The sequence below is a fragment of the Massilia sp. R2A-15 genome (assembly GCF_030704305.1).
Lineage (GTDB): Bacteria > Pseudomonadota > Gammaproteobacteria > Burkholderiales > Burkholderiaceae_D > JAFCUW01.
Genome location: NZ_CP131935.1, coordinates 2,946,972 through 2,969,045 on the forward strand (window position 1 = coordinate 2,946,972; position 22,074 = coordinate 2,969,045).

16 protein-coding genes are annotated in these 22,074 nt (G+C 66.4%); 1 reads left to right on the plus strand and 15 read right to left on the minus strand.

Annotated features, from left to right (window positions below):
- Window positions 1-47: 47 nt before the first annotated feature.
- The 14 genes from pdeM to Q4S45_RS13685 all read right to left on the minus strand — a co-directional run bounded on the left by pdeM (window position 48) and on the right by Q4S45_RS13685 (window position 20,671).
- A complete protein-coding gene (gene pdeM, locus Q4S45_RS13620; RefSeq protein ID WP_305505024.1) occupies window positions 48-698 on the minus strand; it encodes a ligase-associated DNA damage response endonuclease PdeM in 651 nt (216 codons plus the stop codon).
- Complete coding sequence (locus tag Q4S45_RS13625) at window positions 695-3,157, minus strand: ligase-associated DNA damage response DEXH box helicase (RefSeq protein ID WP_305505026.1); 2,463 nt, start codon at window positions 3,155-3,157, stop codon at window positions 695-697. Before Q4S45_RS13625 ends, pdeM begins: the two co-directional genes overlap by 4 nt.
- Window positions 3,154-4,782 (minus strand): ATP-dependent DNA ligase, encoded by a 1,629-nt coding sequence (locus Q4S45_RS13630; protein WP_305505028.1) that lies wholly within the window; start codon window positions 4,780-4,782, stop codon window positions 3,154-3,156. Before Q4S45_RS13630 ends, Q4S45_RS13625 begins: the two co-directional genes overlap by 4 nt.
- Window positions 4,775-5,797, minus strand: a complete 1,023-nt coding sequence (locus Q4S45_RS13635; protein ID WP_305505030.1) for a ligase-associated DNA damage response exonuclease — start codon at window positions 5,795-5,797, stop codon at window positions 4,775-4,777. The genes Q4S45_RS13630 and Q4S45_RS13635 overlap by 8 nt, the downstream gene beginning before the upstream one ends.
- 123 nt (window positions 5,798-5,920) lie before the next feature.
- Window positions 5,921-7,615 carry an ATP-dependent DNA helicase RecQ gene (locus Q4S45_RS13640; protein WP_305505031.1) on the minus strand — a complete coding sequence of 565 codons (1,695 nt, stop codon included), beginning with the start codon at window positions 7,613-7,615 and terminating at the stop codon, window positions 5,921-5,923.
- 332 nt (window positions 7,616-7,947) lie between these two features.
- Window positions 7,948-8,469, minus strand: coding sequence for a carboxymuconolactone decarboxylase family protein (locus Q4S45_RS13645; RefSeq protein ID WP_305505033.1), 522 nt, complete (start codon window positions 8,467-8,469; stop codon window positions 7,948-7,950).
- Between the two features lie 60 nt (window positions 8,470-8,529).
- Window positions 8,530-9,078 (minus strand): peroxiredoxin, encoded by a 549-nt coding sequence (locus Q4S45_RS13650; protein ID WP_305505035.1) that lies wholly within the window; start codon window positions 9,076-9,078, stop codon window positions 8,530-8,532.
- Between the two features lie 76 nt (window positions 9,079-9,154).
- Window positions 9,155-10,405, minus strand: coding sequence for a hybrid sensor histidine kinase/response regulator (locus Q4S45_RS13655; RefSeq protein ID WP_305505037.1), 1,251 nt, complete (start codon window positions 10,403-10,405; stop codon window positions 9,155-9,157).
- Entirely contained in the window at window positions 10,402-11,001 is a 600-nt protein-coding gene (locus tag Q4S45_RS13660; protein ID WP_305505039.1) for a chemotaxis protein CheB, read from the minus strand. The genes Q4S45_RS13655 and Q4S45_RS13660 overlap by 4 nt, the downstream gene beginning before the upstream one ends.
- Window positions 10,998-11,789, minus strand: a complete 792-nt coding sequence (locus Q4S45_RS13665; RefSeq protein ID WP_305512109.1) for a protein-glutamate O-methyltransferase CheR — start codon at window positions 11,787-11,789, stop codon at window positions 10,998-11,000. Before Q4S45_RS13665 ends, Q4S45_RS13660 begins: the two co-directional genes overlap by 4 nt.
- A 35-nt stretch (window positions 11,790-11,824) precedes the next feature.
- The gene (locus Q4S45_RS13670) at window positions 11,825-15,301 is read right to left on the minus strand and encodes a response regulator (protein WP_305505042.1); all 3,477 of its coding nucleotides are present in this window, start codon (window positions 15,299-15,301) and stop codon (window positions 11,825-11,827) included.
- Window positions 15,302-15,379: 78 nt separating this feature from the next.
- Window positions 15,380-17,917 carry an excinuclease ABC subunit UvrA gene (gene uvrA / locus Q4S45_RS13675; RefSeq protein WP_374046036.1) on the minus strand — a complete coding sequence of 846 codons (2,538 nt, stop codon included), beginning with the start codon at window positions 17,915-17,917 and terminating at the stop codon, window positions 15,380-15,382.
- Window positions 17,918-18,066: 149 nt separating this feature from the next.
- Entirely contained in the window at window positions 18,067-19,206 is a 1,140-nt protein-coding gene (locus Q4S45_RS13680; RefSeq protein ID WP_305505046.1) for an OmpA family protein, read from the minus strand.
- A 217-nt stretch (window positions 19,207-19,423) separates the two neighbouring features.
- The gene (locus Q4S45_RS13685) at window positions 19,424-20,671 is read right to left on the minus strand and encodes a glycosyltransferase (protein ID WP_305505048.1); all 1,248 of its coding nucleotides are present in this window, start codon (window positions 20,669-20,671) and stop codon (window positions 19,424-19,426) included.
- Window positions 20,672-20,773: 102 nt separating this feature from the next.
- On the opposite strand from Q4S45_RS13685, the gene Q4S45_RS13690 reads away from it, so the two are divergent.
- Entirely contained in the window at window positions 20,774-21,538 is a 765-nt protein-coding gene (locus Q4S45_RS13690) for a Mut7-C RNAse domain-containing protein (protein WP_305505050.1), read from the plus strand.
- Between the two features lie 3 nt (window positions 21,539-21,541).
- Here Q4S45_RS13690 and Q4S45_RS13695 read toward each other — a convergent pair whose 3' ends face one another.
- On the minus strand, window positions 21,542-21,976 hold the full coding sequence (locus Q4S45_RS13695) for a GNAT family N-acetyltransferase (RefSeq protein WP_305505052.1): 435 nt from the start codon (window positions 21,974-21,976) through the stop codon (window positions 21,542-21,544).
- Window positions 21,977-22,074 lie beyond the last annotated feature (98 nt).

Sequence of the window (22,074 nt, forward strand, 5' to 3'; positions counted from 1 at the left end):
AGCGAGTAAGGGTAAGGTACTCTCCAGCCCGCCTGCCCGTCCGTGCGCTACCGTACAAAGTGCACGGCTTCACCCGAACTGACGTAAATGGCGTCGCCGGGCGCCGGTGTAATCAGGAAGCCGCCCGTGAAGGCGCCGAACGAGGGCAGGATCATGCGCGATGGCCCCACCACGAAGCACGGCAGGCGCAGCGCGTCGAAGCGCGTGGCCAGCAGGTAGCTCGGGTGGATGTGGCCGGCCAGCGCATAGCCGCCCGTTTCGATGTCCGGGTGATGGCAGAACGCGAACGGCCCGATCACGTGCGGCTCGTCGACCATCTCGATGGCCAGCGAGGCGGCCGGGTCGCCGGCGTGGCGGTCGTGGTTGCCGCGCACGAGCGTGAGCTTCAGTGCGGGATGGCGCAGGCGCCAGGCCAGCATCGCGGCTACGGTGGCGACAGCGTGCGCCGCGCGCGCGTGCAGGAAGTCGCCGAGGAACATGATGTGGGCGACCTCGTGCTCGATCATCAGCGCGTCGAGTTCCGCCAGGTTTTGGGTCGTGGTCCCGCGCGGCACCGGCACACCCTGCGCGCGGAACGAAGCCGCCTTGCCGAAGTGGATATCGGCGATCACCAGCATCTTCTCGCGCGGCCAGTACAGCGCCTTCTGCGCCAGCAGGAGCAGCGTCTCGCCGGCGACGATGACTTCGCGCGCGCTCATGGCTGCGCCGCCTTTTCCAGCTCGCGCACCATGCGCGCGACCCGGTCCGACAGCTTTTCGGTGGTGACCTTTTCGCGAAAGCGTTCGACCATCAGCGCAAAGCCGAACGGCGTGCCGCGTTTGACCTCGCGGTAGGCGATGGCGCGCGCATGCAGTTCGTCCAGGGTGTCGCGCAGGCGGGTCAGCTCCAGCTCCTGCTCCATCACCTCGCGCTGCGCCTGCGTCAGCAGCAGGTTGCCGGCGTCGTGCTTGCGAAACACCTCGAAGAACAGCGACGACGACGCCTGCAGCTGGCGCGCGCTTTTCGGCTGGCCCGGATAACCCTGGAACACCAACCCGGCGATGCGCGCCACTTCGCGAAAGCGCTGCTGCGACAGCTGGGTCGCGTTCAGGCTTTCCAGCACGTCTTCGAGCAGGCGTTCGGTCGACAGCAGGCCGACCTGCGCGCCGGTGGCGCCGGCGAACAGGCCTTTCCAGTCGACCGGCTCGGCCGACAGCAGCTCGAAGCCGTAGTCGTTGATCGCGATCGAGAAGGTAATGGGCAGGATGCGTCCGACGCGCCAGGCCAGCAGCGAGGCCAGTCCCATGTGCACCGAGCGCCCGGCGAACGGATACATGAACAGATGATGGCCCTCGCGGCTCTTCATGGCTTCGATCACCAGCGTGTCGATGGTGGGCAGCGCCGACCAGCGCTGCTGGATCTCGATCAGCGGGCGCAGCGCCTCCATCTCGGGGCCAATGAACTGGCCCGCGGCGGCAAGGCGCAGCTGCTCGAGCGCGGCGTGCGCCAGCTCGGACGACAGCGGCATCTTGGCGCCCATCCAGCGCGACACCGCGCCGCGCTTGCCGGTGGCGCGCTTGACGAACGCGGTCATCTCGTGGAGACGGACGAATTCGAGGATCTTCCCGCCGAACAGGAAATGGTCGCCCGCCTTCAGGCGCCCGACGAAGGACTCCTCGACGCTGCCGATGCGCCCGCCGCTCATGTACTTCACCTGCACGCTCGAATCGGACATGATGGTGCCGATGCCCATCCGGTGGCGCCGCGCGATGGCCGTATCGGGCACGCGGTAGATGCCCTCCTCGTCCGGAAGCACGCGCCGGTATTCCGGATACACGCTCAGGCTCTGGCCGCCGCGCGCGACGAAATCGAGCGCCCACTGCCACTCTTCGTCCGTGATGTGGCGGTACGACCAGGCGGTGCGCACTTCGGCCAGCAAGTCCTCCGAGCGAAAGCCGCCGCCCAGCGCCACCGTCACCAGGTGCTGCACCAGCACGTCGAACGGCTTGTTGGGCACCAGCCGCGCCTCGATCCGGCGCGAGGCCACCGCCTCCTTCGCGCCGGCCGCCTCCAGCAGTTCCAGGCTGTTGGTCGGCACCAGCGTGACGCGCGAGACGCGTCCGGGCGCGTGCCCGCTGCGCCCGGCCCGCTGCAGCAGGCGCGCGATGCCCTTGGCGCTGCCGATCTGCAGCACCCGTTCGACCGGCAGGAAATCGACGCCCAGATCGAGGCTGGCGGTGCAGATCACCGCTTTCAGCTCGCCCTTCTTCAGGCCCAGCTCGACCCAGTCGCGCACTTCGCGGTCGAGCGAGCCGTGATGCAGCGCGATCAGGCCGGCCCAGTCGGGACGCGCCTCGAGGATGTTCTGGTACCACAGCTCGGACTGCGAACGCGTATTGGTAAACACCAGCGTCGCGTTGAACTGCTCGATCTCGTCGATCACCGGCTGCAGCATCTGGATGCCGAGGTGGCCGCCCCACGGAAAGCGAGACACGTTGGCCGGCACCAGCGCATCGACGACGATCTGCTTTTTCAGGTCGCCCTCGACCAGCACGCCCTGCCCTTCGCCGAGCAGCACGGCGCGCGCCTGGTCCAGGTTGCCCATCGTTGCCGACAGCGCCCACACCACCAGCTCCTGGTTCCAGTGGCGCAGGCGGGCCAGCGCCAGCTGCACCTGCACCCCGCGCTTGCTGCCCATCAGCTCATGCCACTCGTCGATGATGATCATGTCGAGGTTGGCGAACTGCTCCTTCGCCGCGGCGTGGGACAGCAGCAGCGACAGGCTTTCGGGCGTCGTGATCAGGGCGGTTGGCAGCTTGCGCGACTGGCGCGCGCGCTCGGCCGAACTGGTGTCGCCGGTGCGCGACCCGATGGTCCAGCCGGGGGCAAGCTGCGCCGCGGACTCCTCCAGGGCGCGTTGGGTGTCGGCGGCCAGCGCGCGCATCGGCGTGATCCACAGCACGCGCAGGCCGCTTTTCTTGCGGCCCTTCTCGGCCATCCCGCGCAGCAGCGCCGCGAACCACACGGCGTAGGTCTTGCCGGAGCCGGTGTTCGCGTGCAGCAGGCCCGATTGGCCGGCCACGGCGGCGCGCCACACCGCGCGCTGGAACGGGAATACCTTCCAGCCGCGCGCGGCGAACCAGCTGTCCACGGCCTGCGCCGCCTGGCTCTTGCTCATGCCTGCGCCGTGGCCAGCAGGCCTTTCAGGGTGTCGAGCGAGTCCGCGTCGTCGATGGTCTTGTCGTCGCGCTTGCGCAAAATGCGCGGGAAGCGCACCGCGATGCCGGCCTTGTGGCGCGTGGACAGCGCGATGCCCTCGAAGCCGATCTCGAACACCATCGTCGGGCGCACGCTGCGCACCGGGCCGAATTTCTCCACCGTGGTTTTGCGGATGGCGTTGTCCACCACCGCGATCTCGGCGTCGGTCAGGCCCGAGTAGGCTTTGGCGAACGGCACCAACTTGCGCTCGCCGTCCTCGTCCGAGTCCCACACCGCGAAGGTGTAGTCGGTGTAGAGCGAAGCGCGGCGGCCGTGGCCGGCCTGCGCGTAGATCAGCACCGCGTCGATGCTGTACGGGTCGATCTTCCACTTCCACCAGGTGCCGACGTTCTTGGTGCGGCCCACGCCGTATTCCGCGTCCTTCGCCTTGACCATCATGCCTTCGACGCCGCGCGCGCGGGACTCGGCGCGGATCTCGGCGAGCTGGTCCCAGCTGTCGGCCAGCACCAGCGGCGAGAGCTTCAGCTGCTCCTGCGCGCTCGATTCCACCAGCGCTTCGAGCAAGGTGCGGCGTTCGTGCTGCGGCACGGTGCGCAGGTCGACGCCGTCCTCTTCCAGCAAATCGTAGGCGACCAGTACGGCCGGCAGCTCGGCCAGCAGCTTGGCGCTCAGGGTCTTGCGGCCGATGCGCTTTTGCAGGTCGGCGAACGGCGCCGGGCCGTTATCCCAGATCAGCACCTCGCCGTCGATCACCGTGCCTTCCGGCAGGCGCAGCGCGGCCAGCTCGGGAAAGCGCTCGGTGATCAGGTCCTCGCCGCGCGACCACAGGTAGTTCTGGCCGCCGCGCCGCACCAGCTGCGCGCGGATGCCGTCGTACTTCCACTCGACCTGCCAGTCGGCCAGCTCGCCCAGCGCCGCCGGCTCGCCCTGCAACTGGTGCGCCAGGAAGAAGGGGTAAGGCTGGCCGCCGCGCAGCTTGTGCTCGTCGTCCGACTGTTCGGCGATCAGTTGCAGAAAGCCTTGCGCGGTGGGCCGCACGCTGCCGTCGGTCCAGCCCATCAGGCGCTGGGCAATGAGCTTGCTGTCGACCGCGGCGATAGTCGCCAGCGCGCGCGTGACCAGCAGTTTCGAGACGCCGACGCGAAAGCCGCCGCCAATCAGCTTGGTGAGCAGGAAGCGTTCGCGCGTATCGAGCTCGTTCCAGAAGCCGAACAGCGCCTCGCGGATCGCGACCGGGTCGGCGCCGCGCAAGGGGCCGATGCGCTCCTGCATCCATTCGGCCAGGCCGATGTCGCTCTGGCGCTCCGGCGGCGGCAGGATGTGGGCGATGGTCTCGGCAAGGTCGCCAACCGCCTGGTAGCATTCCTCGAACAGCCAGTCGTCGAGCTGGGCGTACTCGATCGCATACTGGCGCAGCAGCTTGGTCGGCACCGCCTGGCGCGGCTTGCCGCCGGCGAGGAAGTAGACCGCCCACGCGGCGTTTTCCGGCGCGGCGCTGGCGAAGTAGTTTTGCAGCGCTTCGAGCTTGCGGTTGGTGGCGGTGGTTTCGTCAAGCTCGGCGAACAGGCGGGCGAATTCACGCATTGGCGGCCTCCGCCGGCGCCTTCTCTTCCGCCTCGTCGTCGCCGTACTCGGTGTCGAAGCCGGAGGCGTCGAGACCGACCTGGCGCAGCCAGCGCACCATCACGGGAATCGAACCGTGGGTGACAATCACGCGCGGCGCCTCGGTGGCGCGGATCGCGGTCATCAGGCCCGGCCAGTCGGCGTGGTCGGACAGCACGAAGCCGCGGTCCACGCCGCGCCGGCGGCGCGCGCCGCGCAGCTGCATCCAGCCGCTGGCGAAAGCATCGCTGTAGTCGCCGAAGCGCTTCATCCACGGCGAGCCGGCGGCCGACGGCGGCGCGATGACGATGGCCGATTTCAGCGCGGCCTTTTCGACGTCGGTGACCATCACGGTGGGCGGCAAGGCGACGCCGCCTTCGCGGTAGACGCGGTTCAGCGGTTCGGCCGCGCCGTGACAGACGATGGGACCGATCGACGGATCGAGGCCCGACAGGATGCGCTGCGCCTTGCCAAACGAGTAGGCGAACACCACGCTGCAGCGGCCCTCGGCGGCGTTCTTGCGCCACCAGGCGTTGATGTCGTCGAAAATCGACTGCTCCGGGTCCCAGCGGTAGATCGGCAGGCCGAAGGTCGATTCGGTGATGAAGGTGTCGCATTTGACCGGCTCGAACGGCACGCAGGTGCGGTCCGGCTCGACCTTGTAGTCGCCCGACGCCACCCACACTTCGCCCTTGTGCTCCATGCGCACCTGCGCGGAACCGAGCACGTGGCCGGCAGGGTGCAGTGAGATGGTCACGCCGTTATGCTCGATGCGGGCGCCGTATTCGAGGCCGTCGATGTGGATGTCCTGGCCGAGGCGCGACTTGAGGATGCCGACGCCGCTGGCGGCCGACAGGTAGTGGCCGTGGCCCATGCGCGCATGGTCGCCATGGGCGTGCGTGATCACCGCCCGGTCCACGGGACGCCACGGATCGATGTAGAAATTGCCCGGAACGCAGTACAGGCCTTCCTTGCGCACCACTACCATGTCGGCCATTCATGCCCTCCTGGAATACAACGCACGCGTCGTACCTGCGGAGGCAGGTACCCATGCCGAATCAAGCGAAGTGCGAGTGCTCGCTCAGTATGGGTACCTGCCTTCGCAGGTACGACAGCCTGGTTACGCCGGCTCGACGAAATCTGCCATGAAGGTCCGGCTGCTCTTGTCTGGAAATTCTATCGTGACCTGGTCGCCGGCGACGCCCTGCACGACGCCCTCGCCATACTTTGCCACAGTGACGGCGGCGCCCACTTCGAACAGCGGCGCATCCACCTCGGCGACGGGTTCGAATTCGTCGTCGCGGATTTCGTCGATTTCCATCGGCGCCGGCGGATTGAGGCAGTTGTCGCAGCGGCAGCACTTTTCGAAGCCGGGCACTTCGTCGCCGAAGTAATCGAGCAGCACCTTCCAGCGGCAAAAACCGCTGACCGCGTACGCGACCATCTGCTCGAGGGCCTCACGGTCGCGCTCCTGCTTCTGCGCGTAGAAATGCGCCAGCTCCTCGAACAGCGCCAGGGTCGGCTCGGCCTTGCCCAGCACGAACTGCAACGCGCGGTTCTGGCGCAGCAGGCAGCCGTCCTTGAGCAGCTTCAGGCAGATTTTCAGCTTGCCGGCGCCCAGTTCCTCGATCGCTTCGTCGATGCGCTCGAAGGTCACCGGCCCGGCTTCGGCCAGCTCGGTCACCGCCTGGTGCACGCCCATCAGCTCGGGCGCGGTCGGATAGTGCTTCACCAGGAAGAACTGCTGCACGCGCTTGTCGTCCTGCAGGAACAGCAGCGTGCACCAGGCGTCCTGGCCGTCGCGCCCTGCCCGGCCCGACTCCTGGTAGTAGGCTTCGAGGTTGGCCGGCACCTGCAGGTGGATCACGAAGCGCGTGTCGGCCTTGTCGATGCCCATGCCGAAGGCGTTGGTGGCGACCATGATGCGGCGCTGGCCTTCCATGAACAGGTCCTGGTTTTCCTTGCGCTCGCGCGCCGGCAGCTTGCCGTGGTAGATGGTCGCGCTTTCGCCCACTTCGAGCAGGGCCTCGTGCATCTCCTCGGCCGCCTTGACGGTGGCGGCGTAGATGATGCCGAAGCCGTTCGAGTCGCGCACGATGCGCAGCGCGGCGCCGATCTTCTCGCGCGCGTTCACCACCTGCACCACGCTGTAATGCAGGTTCGGGCGGTAGATGCCGGTATTGACGATGTTCATGCGCCGGCCCAGCTGCTTGCCGATGTCTTCGATCACGTCGTCGGTGGCGGTGGCGGTCAGCGCCAGCACGGGCGGGCGGCCCAGCGCCTCGATCGACGCCGCCATTTCCAGGTAGGCGGGCCGGAAGTCGTGGCCCCACTGCGAGATGCAATGGGCCTCGTCGATCACCACCAGCGCGATGTCAACCTCCTTCAGAACCGCGAGGAAGTCGGCCTGCGCCAGCCGCTCGGGCGTGCAAAACACGATCTCGTGGCGGCGCTCGCGGATGCCGTCGAGCGCGTCGCGCTCCTCCTCGGCCGACAGGCTGCTGTTGACCTGGGTGGCGTGCACGCCCAGTTCCTGCAGCTTTTCCAGCTGGTCCTTCATCAGCGAAATCAGCGGCGAGACCACGATGGTGGTGCCATTGAGGATTTTGGCGGGGATCTGGTAGCACAGCGATTTGCCGCTGCCGGTGGGCATGATCGCCAGCGTGTCTTTACGGTCGAGAACGCTGTCGATGACGTCCTGCTGGCCGGCGCGCAGGCGCTCGACACCGAAGACGCTGCGCAGCAGCTTGGCAATGGCGTTGCGGCGGACAGCGCGCGCGCCTTGATGCATCAGGTGGGGGTCGTGTTTGGTCATGAGCACAACTGTATGGCGCACGATAGGCGCTCGCCATAGGACGCAGCCTACACCCGCCGTAGGAGGCGCGCCCCAGCACTGTCATTGCGTGTCATACAAGGTCTTACGGCAATGTCCTACAAGACGACAGTCCCTTTGCCGATGCTTTACGGAACGGTCATCGATAAGATGGAGTCATACAAACACAGCAACTAATTTTTGAGGAGCACTGCCATGATGAGCAAAATCCCGATGACCTGGACCGGAATCCAAATGGCGCTCGCCGGCGCTTCGGCTTACGTGGTCTGCACCACCGACCTGCTGCGCGGTGCCGCGATCTTCCTGCACTAAGCTCAGCTCGAAGCCGCGATGACCTGCGAAGCCGCGTTCACGACCGCCGCAATCCGGCCGACGTCGCGCAACTGCTGGGAGGACATCCCTTCATGTTTGAGCAAGTCGAAGTGCGACTTGATGCAGAACTGGCACTTGCCGATGATGGACGCCGACAGCGCGAACATCTCGAAGCGCCGCTTGTCGATGCCGCCATTGGTCGCATAGGCGTTCATCCGTAGCTGGGCCGGCTGGCTTTTCAGGTCCGCGTCCTCCGTCATCTCGACGTACGGATACCACACATTGTTCATGCCCATCAGGGCCGATGCCGTCAGGCACGCATTCTTCTCTTCTTCCGACAGCGCGCCGCTGGCGACGATGATGTCGATAATCTTGCGGCTCTTGCACGCGAACGCCGCCGCCAGCGCCACGCCGACCGCGTCGTTGCCCTGCAGGCTCGAACGCGCGATGGTGCCGTCGATGTTCAGGCGGATATCCTTGGCGTAGTCGGGAATCAGTTCTTTAATCGAATTCAGGAATTCCATAATTAAATCCTATCGAGTCGGGTTTTTAAAACCCGCCGAAGCGGGTTTGTTGTGCGTTGCTTACAGCGTGTTGCCGCCCAGGGCGCGGTTGCATGGGCACAGCTCGTCCGTCTGCAGGCCGTCCAGGATGCGCAGGATTTCCTGCGGGTTGCGGCCGACGTTCAGGTTGTTGACCGACACGTGCTGGATGGTGTTGTCCGGATCGACGATGAAAGTCGCGCGCAGCGCAACGCCGGCCTGCTTGTCGCGCACGCCGAGCATGTCGACCAGCGCGCCCTTCGAGTCGCCGAAGGAGAAGTGGTTCAGCTTGTCCAGGTCCTTGTGCTCGCGGCGCCATGCCAGCTTGCTGAACTCGTTATCGGTCGAGCCGCCCATCAGCACCGCGTCGCGGTCGGCCAGGTCGTTGGCGATCTTGCCGAATTCGACGATTTCGGTTGGGCAGACGAAGGTGAAGTCCTTCGGGTAGAAGTAGATGACTTTCCACTTGCCCGGGAATGAGGACTCGGTGATCTGTTCGAACGCCGACACGCCGTTTTCTTCGTGCTGGTTAAAGCCTGGCTTGGCAGCCGGGACGCTGAATGCATCTAATTTATCGCCGACAGTTTTCATTGTTCAGTTTCCTTGCGTTGTTGAGTGAATCAGGTTGTCTAGTATAGAACTATTGGATTAACAGTTGAAATAGTTTTTATTGAGCCGGGCGATAGCTTGCGGCTTCGGCGGCGGCGGCGTTGTTCGCGCTGATGTCGTCGCTGGCGAACAGCGGCAGCACCAGGGAAAAGATCGATCCCGTGTGGCCGTCGCTGGTGACGAACAGGCGCCCGCCGTGCGCTTCGGCCAGCTGGCGCGAAATCGCCAGGCCCAGGCCCAGGCCCTTGACCTCGCCGCTGCCGGCGCCGCGCTCGAAAGGCTCGAAAATGCGGCGCTGGTCCGCTTCCGAGATGCCCTTGCCGGCGTCGATCACGTCGACCCTCACCTGCTGCGCGTCGGCCTCGACGACGATGTCGACCGGCTTGCCGTTCCCGTAGCGCAGCGCGTTGGTCAGCAGGTTGACCACCACCTGCTCGATGCGGAACTCGTCCCAGCGCCCTTCCACCGGGCCGTGCGGATGCAAGGTGATCGTGGCGCCGTAGCCCGACGCCTGCAGCGCCAGGTCGGACACCACGCGCTTTAACAGCGCCATCAGTTCGAAGTCGGTCGGCCGGATCGACAGGCTGCCGCTGCGGATGCGCGAGACGTCGAGCATGTCGTCGATCAGGCGGATCATCGACTGGATCTGGCGCTGGTCGCGCGCGATCATCGCCGGCAGACGCTCGGGGCCCAGCGCCTCGACGTTGCCGCGCTGGAGCTGCAGCATGCGCATCTGGCTTTCCAGGAACAGCGTGTTGAGCGGCGTGCGCAGTTCGTGAGCCACCAGCGACATGAAGTCGTCGCGCATGCGCAGGGAGCGCTGCAACTCTCCCTGGGTCGCGCGCAGCTGTTCGAGCAGCACCTGCTGCTCCTTGCGGCTTTCTTCCAGCGCCGCGACCTGGCGCCGCACTTCGTGGCGCTGCTGGTCGAGCGCGACGAACACGTTGACCTTGCTGCGCACCGCATCGCTGTCGAGCGGCTTGTAGAGGAAATCGACTGCGCCGGTCTCGTAGCCCTTGAAGGCGTAATTGAGCTCGCGCCCGGCGGCGCTGGTAAACACGATCGGGATATGGCGGGTGCGCTCGGTGCCGCGCATCAGTTCGGCCAGTTCGAAGCCGTCCATGCCGGGCATCTGGACGTCGAGGATCGCCAGCGCGAACTCGTGCTCGAGCAGCAGCTGCAAGGCCTGTTCACCGGAGGCTGCGTGGAAAATCATCCGCTGCTCGTCGCGAATGAGCGCGTCGAGCGCCTGCAGGTTGTCCGCCAGGTCGTCGACGATCAGCACTTTGCTCAGGGCCTGGTCCTTCATGTTCTCTCCACCATCAGCTTCAGTAAATCATGGATGCGCGCCAAAGGCAGCACCAGGTCGGGGACGCAGGCGTCGATCGCCGCCTGCGGCATGGTCGGCACCTGCGCCTCGCGCGGGTCCTGCACCACCGTCAGGCCGCCGCGCGCATGGATCGCCGCCATGCCCTCGGCGCCGTCCGTGTTGGCGCCGGTCAGCAGGATGGCGGCCAGCGCGCGTCCGTACACGTCGGCCGCCGATGTCATCAGGACGTCGATCGCCGGCCGCGCAAAATGCACCGGGGGCTCGCAGCTGAGCGAGAAGGTGCGGTCCTGTTCGACCGACAGATGGTACCCCGATCCGGCGAAGTACACGGTGGCGTCGGCGACCGGCTGCTTGTCGGCCGCCTCCAGCACCGGCACCGGCAGGCGCCCGGCGAACAGCTCGGCCAGCCGGCTGTCGCGGCTGGCCGGCATGTGCAGCATGCAGATCACGGGCACCTGCATGGTCTCGGGCAGGCCGGCCAGCAGCCTGACCAGCGCCTCCACGCCGCCGGCCGAACCGGCGATGATGATCGCGTCCGGCCTGCGCGCGCGGATCTCCGGTGCGAATTCGCTCATGCGCCGGCCTTCCGGTAGATCCGCTCGCGCTTGACCAGCGGCTCGAACTGGCCGGCGTACTCGGAAAAATCGATGCTCTCCTTGCTGCCCAGCGCCAGGAAGCCGCGGTGGCACAGCGACTCGTGGAACAGCCCGAACACGCGGTTCTGCAGGCGCTTGTTAAAGTAGATCATCACGTTGCGGCAGCTGATCAGGTGCGTCTCCGAGAACACGCTGTCGGTCGACAGGCTGTGGTCGGCGAAGGTGACGTTCTCCACCAGCGACTTGTCGAACAGGGCGCCGCCGTAGGCCGCCGTGTAGTAGTCGGAGAAGGCGCGCTTGCCGCCGGCCGCCTGGTAGTTCTCGGTGTAGAGCTGCATCTGGTCGAGCGGGAACACGCCGCGCTTGGCCGTCTCCAGCGACTCCGGATTGATGTCGGTCGCGTACAGGATCGAGCGCTCCAGCAGGCCCTCCTCGCGCAGCATGATCGCCATCGAATAGACTTCCTGCCCGGTGCTGCAGCCGGCCACCCAGATCTTCAGCGACGGGTAGGTCTTCAGGAAAGGCACGACGTGCTCGCGCAGCGCGGCGAAAAAGCTCGGGTCGCGGAACATCTCGGTGACCGGGATCGTCAGGTATTGCAGCAGCTGCGAGAAGGCGGCCGGCTCGTGCATCACGCGCGCCTGCAGCGCCGAGATGGAATCGCAGCCCATTTCGCGCAGCGCGTGCAGCACCCGGCGCTTTTGCGAAGCGCCCGTGTAATCGCGGAAGTCGTAGTTGTACTGGAGGTAGACAGCCTCGATCAGCATCCGCAATTCGATGTCGGTGACGTGCAGCGGCGTTTTCAAATCCGTTCCAGGTTAGGCATCCATACCCGCAGCAGCGAGTACAGGCGGTTCAAATCGATCGGCTTGGCCAGGTAGTCGTTGGCGCCGGCGGCCAGGCACTGCTCCTGGTCGTCCTTCATGGCCTTGGCGGTAATGGCGATGATCGGCAGGCGGCCGAAGCGGCCGTCGGCGCGGATGCGGCGCATCGCTTCCAGACCGTCCATCCCCGGCATCATGATGTCCATCAGGACCAGGTCGATGCCGGCCACTTCATCGAGCTTGCTGATCGCCTCGAAGCCGTTGCGGCCCACTTCCACCTTGGCGCCGCGCTGCTCCAGCGCCGAGGTCAGTGCGAACACGTTGCGCACGTCGTCGTCAACCAGCAGGATGGTGCGCCCCTCGAACACGCGGTCGCGGCCGCGCACGGTTTTCAGCATGCTCTGGCGCTCGGTCGAGAGCTTGGCCTCGACCTTGTGCAGGAACAGCGTGACTTCGTCGAGCAGGCGCTCGGGCGAACGGGCGCCCTTGATGATGATCGAGCGCGAATATTTGAGCAGGTCGTTTTCCTCGTCGCGCGTCAGGTTGCGGCCGGTGTAGACGATCACCGGCGGGAACGAGCACAGGTCCTCGGTGGACATCTTTTCGAGCAGCTCGTTGCCCTGCATGTCGGGCAACTTCAGGTCGATGATCATGCAGTCGAAGACGTTGGTGCGCAGCAGCGCCAGCGCCTCCTCGCCCGAGCCGACGGCGGCGATCTCGACGTCGCTGTCGGCGATCAGCTGCACCACGCTCTCGCGCTGGCGCTCGTCGTCCTCGACCAGCAGGATGCGCTTGATCTTCTGGGTGAATTTTTCTTCCAGCTTGCGGAACACCGCTTCGAGGTCGTCGCGCGTGGTCGGTTTCAGCGCGTAGCCGATCGCGCCCAGGTTCAGCGCCTCGCCGCCGTTGTCGGTGGACGACACCACGTGCACCGGGATGTGGCGAGTGGCCGCGTTGTCCTTCAACAGCTGCAGCACCGACAGGCCGGAGCGGTCGGGCAGGCGCATGTCGAGCAGGATCGCGTCGGGCAGGTACTGCGTCGCCAGCTGCAGGCCCTCGGCGCCGGTCAGTGCGACCAGGCAGCGGTAGCGCATCTCGTGCGCCAGCTCGAACAGGATGGCGGCAAAGGCCGGATCGTCTTCGATCACCAGCACCGAGCGCTCATTGTCCTGCGCCGCCAGCGCGCGGTCGTCGGCGAACGAGGGCGCCGGCTCTGCCGGAGCTGCGGCCGGCGGCGCGGCAGGCGCCGCCGCAACCGGCGCGGGGATCGCGACCGGCGTCGCGGCCTGCACGTACGGCTCGGACGGCGTCGCCGGCGCAGCTTCCGCCGGGCAGGTGCGCGGCAGGGTCAGGGTGAACACGCTGCCGTTGCCGGGCGAGCTGGTGACGCTGATGTCACCGCCCAGCAGCGTGGCCAGGTCGCGCGAAATCGACAGGCCAAGGCCGGTGCCGCCGAAGCGCCGGCTGGTGGTGCCGTCGGCCTGGTGGAAGGCGTCGAAAATCTTGTCCTGCTGTTCGGCCGAAATGCCGATGCCGGTATCCTCGATCGCAAAGCGCACCGGTCCGCCCGGCGTGCTGCTGACGGTCATGGTCACGCCCCCCGTTTCGGTGAACTTGACCGCGTTCGACAGCAGGTTCTTGAGCACCTGCTCGAGACGCTGGCGGTCGGTCCAGATGGTGGCCGGCACGGACGGATCGACCTGCACGGAGAAGCGCAGCTGCTTCTGGTGCGCCAGCGGCTCGAACGTCATGGAGAGCGACTCGACCACGCGGCGCAGCGGCAGCGATTCGAGCACCAGCTCCAGCTTGCCCGCCTCGACCTTCGAAATGTCGAGGATGTCGTTAATCAGGTGCAGCAGGTCGTTGCCGGCCGAGTAGATCGTCTGGGCGAAGCGCACCTGCTCCTCGGAGAGATTGCCCTTGGCGTTATCGGACAGCAGCTTGGCCAGGATCAGCGAGCTGTTGAGCGGCGTGCGCAGCTCGTGCGACATATTGGCCAGGAATTCGGACTTGTAGCGGCTGGCGCGCTCGAGGTCCTGGGCGCGCTGGCGCAGTTCGTCCTGCGCCGCGTTCAGCGCGCTGTTCTTGGCGTCCAGGCTGAGCGCCTGCTCGGCCAGCTGGTCGTTGGTCTGTTCGAGTTCGGCCTGCTGGTTTTCCAGGTGCGACTGCGATTCTTCCAGCACGCGCGACTGCTCTTCGAGTTCCTCGTTGGCGGTGCGCAGCTCTTCCTGCTGGACCTGCAGTTCTTCGTTGAGCTGCTGGGTCTCGGCCAGCGACTCCTGCAGGCGCTGGCGGTACTTCGCCGCCGCCACCGCGGCGCCGACGCCCTCGCTCACCAGCTGCAGGAATTCGAGGTCGCGTGCACTGGTCTCGTGCAAGAAGCCGATTTCGACCACGCCGTTGATCTCGCCCTCGTTGCGGAACGGCGCGATGACCAGCTGGCGCGGCGCCGCGCGGCCCAGGCCCGACGACACCTTGATGTAGTCCTGCGGCAGTTCGTCCAGCGCCAGCATGCGGTCTTCGCGCACGGCCTGGCCGACCAGCGATTCGCCCGGCTGGAACACCTGGTTCTGGCCGGCCCACGCCTCCGAGAAGCCGTAGGTGGCGACGCGGCGCAGGATGCCGCCATCCTCGCGCACGTACATCGCGGCGACCAGTCCGTCCACGTAGCGCGTGATCTGTTCGAGCGTGGCCTGGGCCATCGGCGCCATCGCGTGATGCCCGGCCATCGCCATGCCCAGCTCGGACTGGCCGGTGCGCAGCCAGGACTGGCTTTCCAGCAGCTCGGTGTGGGCGCGCTGCTGGTCCATCGCCTTGGTGTAGGAATTGGACAGGCCGACCAGGTCGCGCCGGCCGAAGAAGGCCAGCATGCCGGAGACGCCAAATTTGAACAGCAAGAAGATGATGACCGACCAGCGGGTGGTGCTCTTGGCCTCGTCGTTGCGCGCGGCAAGCAGTTTTTGCTCGGCGTCGAGGAAGCCGGCGAACTGGCGCCGCACTTCATCGGTCAGCGCCTTGCCTCGGCCGCTCTTGACCAAGGCCATGTAGTCGCCGTCCTTGCGCCGCGTTTCGATCACCTCAGTAGCGAATTCTTCCCACAGCTTCTGGGCCGCCTGCACCTTGCGCAGACGCGTCACTTGCAGGGGATTGTCGGCCACCTCCTCCATCAGCGCCTGCAATTCCGACTCGACCTGCGGCTTGGCTGCCAGGTAAGGCGCCATGAACGCGGGGTCGCCGCTGAGCGCGTAGCCGCGCATGCCCGCTTCCATGTCGGCCGACAGCCTGCTGACCTCGTTGGCGTCGCCGATCACGCGCTGCGAGTGCTCCACCCAGTTCAGGACGTTGATCAGGTAGGCGACGATGGCGACGAACACCACGGCGCTGAGAACGCCCACCCCCAGCGGCATGGCGACGTTGCGGGAGAGGATGCGCCGGAACTGAGTGTTATCGATCATCGTTGGTGAATACCTGGTCTGTTAGCAAAATTCCCTTAGTTTAGCGTAATTGAAGGCGCGCACGAATGATTCCACGTGTCACTTTTGGTCAAAATACCTGATTAAATATGGCGCGGTGCGGCTCGCGGCGACCTTGACGATCTCGCGCGGCGGCCCGGCGGCGACAATGGTCCCGCCCTGCTCGCCGGCGCCGGGCCCGATGTCGATCACCCAGTCGCAGGCGGCGATCACGCGCATGGTGTGCTCGACGACGATGACGGTGTTGCCGGCGTCGACCAGGCGGTCGAGCTGCACCACCAGTTTTTCGACGTCGGCCGGATGCAGGCCGGTGGTCGGCTCGTCCAATATATAAAGCAGGTTGCCGCGCGCGGCGCGCTGCAGCTCGGTGGCCAGCTTGATGCGCTGGGCCTCGCCGCCGGACAGCTCGGTGGCCGGCTGGCCCAGGCGCAGGTAGCCCAGGCCGACCTCGCGCAAGGTCTCGAGCGAGCGCGCCACCGCCGGATCGGCGGCGAAGAATTCGGCGGCCGCGTCGACCGTCAGCGCCAGCACCTCGGCGATGTTCTTGTCCTGGTAGCGCACTTCCAGCGTCTTGGCGTTGTAGCGCGCGCCGGCGCAGGTCGGGCACGGCGCGTACACGCTGGGCAGGAACAGCAGTTCGACCATCACGAAGCCTTCGCCGGCGCAGTGCTCGCAGCGTCCCTTGGCGACGTTGAACGAGAAGCGGCCGGCGTCGTAGCGGCGCGACTTGGCCATCTTGGTCGCGGCGAACAGCTTGCGCACATGGTCGAACAGGCCGGTGTAGGTGGCCAGGTTCGAGCGCGGCGTGCGCCCGATCGGCTTCTGGTCCACCCGCACCAGGCGCTTGATGCCGGCCAGGCCGTGCACGATGCGCCCTTCCAGCGGCAGCGCCGCCTCCTGTTCGAGCGCCTCGCCCTCCTCGGCTTCCGCCTCGATCGCGTGGCCAAGGCTGGCCGCGACCAGTTCCACCAGCACCTGGCTGACCAGGCTCGACTTGCCCGAGCCCGATACGCCCGTCACGCCGGTCAGCACACCGAGCGGGAAGTCCACCTTGAGCTGGTGCAGGTTGTTGCGGGTGACGCCTTCGAGGCGCAGCCAGTCGGCGGGCACGCGCGGCTCGCGCCGCGGCGGCTTGTCGCGCGCGAACAGGAAGCGGCGGGTCTGCGATTCCTCGATTTTTTCGAGGCCGGCCGGCGCGCCGCTGTACAGCACATGGCCGCCGCCCTCGCCGGCGGCCGGGCCGACGTCGACAATCCAGTCGGCATGGCGGATCACGTCGAGCGCGTGCTCGACCACGAACAGCGAATTGCCGCACGCCTTGAGCTGGGCCAGCGCGGTGAGCAACGCTTCGGTGTCGGCCGGATGCAGGCCGGCCGACGGCTCGTCGAGCACGTACACCACGCCGAACAGGTTCGAGCGCACCTGGGTGGCCAGGCGCAGGCGCTGCAGCTCGCCCGGCGACAGGGTCGGCGTGCTGCGCTCGAGCGCCAGGTAGCCCAGGCCCAGGTCGAGCAGCACGCCCAGGCGCGCGCACACGTCCTGCGCGATGCGCTGGGTGACGATGGCTTTTTCCGGATGCGCGGCCGCGGCCTTCGCATCCTTGCGCGCGCTGCCGTCCGCGTGCGGGCGCAGGATCGCGGCCAGCCGTTCGAGCGGCAGGCGCGAGATGTCGGCGATATCATGGCCGGCGAAAGTGACCGACAGAGACTCGCGGCGCAGCCGCTTGCCGCGGCACTGCGGGCACTCCGAGCTGACCATGTAGCGCGCCACGCGCTTTTTCATCGACGCGCTTTCGGTGGTGGCGAAAGTCTGCAGCACGTACTTGCGCGCGCCGGTGAAGGTGCCCTGGTAGCTGGGCGTCTCCTTGCGCTTCAAGGCCGCCTTCACTTCCTGCGGCGTGAAGCCGGCGTACACCGGCACGGTGGGCTGTTCGTCGGTGAAGAGGATCCAGTCGCGCGCTTTCTTCGGCAGCTCGCGCCACGGCGTGTCGACGTCGTAGCCGAGGGTGGTCAGGATGTCGCGCAGGTTCTGGCCGTGCCAGGCGGTGGGCCAGGCGGCCACCGCGCGCTCGCGGATGGTCAAGGAATCGTCCGGCACCATCGACGCCTCGGTCACCTCGTAGACCCGGCCCAGGCCATGGCACTCCGGGCAGGCGCCTTCGGGCGTGTTGGGCGAAAACGACTCGGCGTACAGCAGCTCCTGGCCGCGCGGGTAGTCGCCGGCGCGCGAGTACAGCATGCGCAGCGAATTGGACAAGGTGCTGACGCTGCCGACCGACGAGCGGGTGGTGGGCGAGCCGCGCTGCTGCTGCAGGGCGACGGCCGGCGGCAGGCCGGTGATGTCGTCCACTTCCGGCACCGGCATCTGGTGGAACAGCCGGCGCGCATAGGGCGACACCGATTCGAGGTAGCGCCGCTGCGCCTCGGCGTACAGGGTGCCGAAAGCGAGCGAGGACTTGCCCGAGCCGGACACGCCGGTAAACACCACCAGCGCATCGCGCGGGATATCGAGCGAGACGTTTTTCAGGTTGTGTTCGCGGGCGCCGCGCACCTGCACAAATCCGGCCAGCGGCCCGTCCGTTGTGTCCGGCATCGTCATCTCCCAAGAAGGCAAGCGTCGATTACACCGCCGGTGGCGAGATAAATCGGTTCGTTGCCACACCCAACCATGCATAAGAAAAACTAAGGCATGGACGAAAAAAAACCACCCGGCTTGCACCGGGCGGCTTGTCGAGGGAGCGTCGCCGATTAAGGGTTGCGGGTGCCCACGACTTCCACGGTCACGCGGCGGTTCTTGGCGCGGCCAGCGGCGGTCTTGTTGTCGGCTACTGGCATGGTCTCGCCCTTGCCTTCGATGAACACGCGCGATGCATCAACGCCTTTCGACACCAGGTAGGCCTTGACGGCTTCGGCGCGGCGCAGCGACAGGCGCTGGTTGTAATCGTTGGTGCCGATCGAATCGGTGTGGCCAACGGTGACCATCGCTTCGGTGTTCATGCCCTGCAGCTTCATCAGCAGTTCGTCCAGCGCTGCCTTGCCGGCTGGCTTGACGACCGACTTGTCGAAGTCGAACAGGGTTTCAGCAGCGAACGACACTTTTTCCGACACTGGGGTTGGTGGCGGTGGTGGCGGGGTCTGGACTACTGGCGCTGGTGGCGCTGGCGGGGTCTCGACCACTGGCGGCGGGGTGTACACCACTGGCGCTGCGACCGGACGGCCCATCTTCCAGATCAGGCTGACCGACGCCAGGTTGACGTCGCCGCGGCGCTGCCACGCGTCCTTGATGCGATAGCGCTCGATCTCGCCGCGCACTGCCAGCGCTTCGGTGAACTTGTATTCCAGGCCCAGGCCGGCCTTGACGTTGCCCGACTTGTAGCGCGGGTTGCTGTTGCCGTCGATCGCCTGCAGGGTGTTACCCGTGTAGTGTTCCTTGACCATGGCGTAGGTGCCGCCGACACGGCCGTAGACCGAGAAGCGCTCGGACATCGGCAGCATCGCGATCAGGTCGAGGGCGCCGCCGCGCACGCCGACGTTGCGGTTCAGGTTCAAACCGTTCGAGGTGGAAGCGTTGTAATCGAACTTGCCCAGGTCGAAGTATGAAAACTCGATCGCGAAATTGCGGCTCAACTGCTTACCGGTGATCAGCTTGGCGCCAATGTCCTTGTGATCTTCCGAGTAGCTGCTGATCGTGCCGCGGGCACGCAGGCCGCTCAGGTTGTCGTCCTGGGGGATGAAAGCGCGCGACTGGCCAATGCCGGCACCGATGTACCACGCGTGGTCGGCCCAGTCCGAATTGACGAAGTCGTTTTCGCCTGCAAAGCTGGCCTGGCTAGCCAGGATGGCGGCGGCAACAGCAGTGAGTTTGACCAGATTTTTAGCAAGTTTCATGGTTAGTATCCGTTCTAAGTATTTTTGATGGGGGGTGGTAAAAAGCCTGAATTTCAATCCCACCTGACGAAATACGCCTCGCCGGATGGGAACCTTGTCGGTCTACGCAAAGTGGCTGTCGACCATGAGCTCAACTATTGCCGATTTGCCATATCCCGCTCTGTTCGCTAACGCTCATAAGAAAAAGTATTTGCAGCTTTGTACCAAATACACAACATCATGGTCGAACCGGTTGCATCGGCAAGGGCAAATCGGCTAAGGCGGCGCACGCGGCGCCGAAGGCCGGCCCTTCGCCAAAGCGCAGCGCGATGGACTCGCACTGCGCCGCGACATGGGGTGATGACAGCAGCTGCCGCAGGCTGCGTTCGAGGCGCGCGGCAGTCAGGCGTGCCGAGGGCAGCACCTGGCCGGCGCCCAGCGCCTCGACCCGGGCCGCATTGTCGAACTGGTCGTGGGCCAGCGGCACGACCACCTGCGGCGTGGCCGCGCGCAGCGCTTCGGCGGTGGTGCCGATGCCGCCGTGGTGCACCAGCGCGGCCACGCGCGGCAGCAGCGCGGCCAGCGGCACGTAGTCGCGCCACATCACGCCGGCCGGCATGTTTGCCGGCAGCTGCTCGCGGTGCGGGGTGAGGAACACCGCGCGCCGCCCGAGCTTGCGCACCGCCGCCAGCGCGCAGGCGAAGAAGCCCGCCGCCTGGCGATTGCCGGTGCCGGGCGTGAAGGCGATCGGCGCGTGGCCGGCGTCGAGGAAGCGCGCCAGCTCCGGCTCGATGGCGCGGCCCGGCTCCGGGTCGTACAGCGCAAAGCCGGCGTGCAGCAGCGGCTGCGGCCAGTCCGGCTGGGTCGGCGCGAACCACTCCGGGAACAGCGCGATGGACAGGTCGGGCACGGTAAACATCCATTCCAGCAGGCTGCGCACCGCGGGCAGCCCGCGCTGGCGCCGCGCGTCGTTGATGCCGGGCAGCGCCACCGGGTCGATCACGCTCTGGCCGGCGCGGCGCCACAGCCAGCGCCGTAGCGCCAACGGCATCCATGTCGGAATCCGGTGCGGGCCCATCATCAGCGGGTCGTACACCGTGGGCAGGTTGGACGGCGCAAGCAAGGCGCAGGCGATGCGGATGTCGGGGCGCGCGGCGCGGCACAGGTCGGCTTCGGGCAGCGCCAGCGGATGCACCAGCAGCACGCAGGCTTCTTCCGCCGGCAAGGTGTCGACGAAGGCCGGCAGCCGCGCCGCCGCCTCGCGGGTGGCGCGCCAGACCACGCCAAAGCCCTTGCGCGCGTTCCACAGTTCGGGATCGTCGAGCACGGCGGCATCGACCGGCAGCGGATGAAACGCCAGGCCGGCCGCAGCCACCTGCGCCTCGTGCTGGCTGGGGGCCAGGAAGCTGACCTTGTGGCCGGCGCCGCGCAAGGCGAGCGCCATCGCCAGCATGGGGAACAGGTCCCCTGCGGATCCGATGGACACTACCACGGCATGAATGCGGTTCGCTTCGATCGTGCAACTCCTCTGCGTTGCAATCTTGCCTATACTTTACGACAAAGCAGGTAAATATCCAACGGATGGCTTATGGCGTGCGCAACATTCCGCTTTTATGGTGAATTGAATGCCTTTCTGGCCCCCGTACGGCGCCAAAAGGCCTTTGAGGTGTCGTGTGCGCGCAACGCTACGGTCAAGCACATGGTCGAAGCGCTGGGCGTGCCGCATACCGAAGTGGCGCTGGCGCTGCTCAATGGCGAAGCGGCGCCGCTCGATCGCCTGTTGCAAGACGGCGACCGGCTGGCCGTGTATCCGCGCTTCGCGCAGTTCGGCGTCGGCGCACCGCAGCCGCCGGCCTGGCGCTTCGTCGCCGACGCCCACCTCGGCGGCCTGGCCCGCATGCTGCGCATGGCCGGCTTCGATACGCTGTACGACAACCATTTCGACGACGATACGATCGTTGCGATCGCCGCCGGCGAAGAACGGGTGGTGCTCACGCGCGACCGCGAACTGCTCAAGCGGCGCGGCGTCGGCTACGGCCGCTATGTGCACGCCTTGCGTCCGGCGCAGCAGCTGGCCGAGGTGGTCGAGCGCCTGGCGCTGGCGCCGCACGCAGCGCCGTTTACCATCTGCCTGCATTGCAACGCGCCGCTGCATGACGTGGCCAAGGAACTGGTGCAGGACCGCCTGCCGGCCAGCGTGCGCGCGCACCAGCAGGAATTTTCCACCTGCGACCAGTGTGGGCGGGTGTACTGGAAAGGATCGCACTGGAAGCGCATGTGCGCGCTGCTCGACGAGTCGCTGGCGCAGCCGGACTTCGAAGGGTCTGACCCGCCGGGACAGACCCTGGGGTAGCTGCTAAGCGGCTTCGAGGTAGCCGCGTTCCATCGCCAGATCCTGGTTCTCGAACAGCGCCATCGCCGTGCGCATGCGCCGGAATCCGAATTTCTGGTACAGCCCTTCCGCGCCGGGCGCCGCGTACAGGATCACTTTCTTGTGCCCGGCGGAGAGGCGCAGCAGTTCGGATACGATCTGCTTGCCCAGCCCGATGCCGCGATAGTCGGGATGAACCGCAATGTCGCCGATGTAGCAGGTGTAAACCCCGTCGGCCAGCGCGCGGCCCACGCCCACCAGCTTGTCGCCGTCATGCACGAAGCAGCGGAACATGCTGTTACCGAAGGCGACTTTCAAATCGGCCGGCTGCTTGTTGCCCAGCGGCGGCGACGCCTCGAACAGCGCCGACAGCGCCTCCCAATCGAACGACTCTACGGATTCGGACCAGACTAGTGCCACGTTTTCTCCTTTCGATGATCGACAGCGAAACCTCCATTACACGCAATTGTCATCAGCTTTCGGCCTGCGGCAGTGGAGTTGCAAGCTTGCAGTTTAGA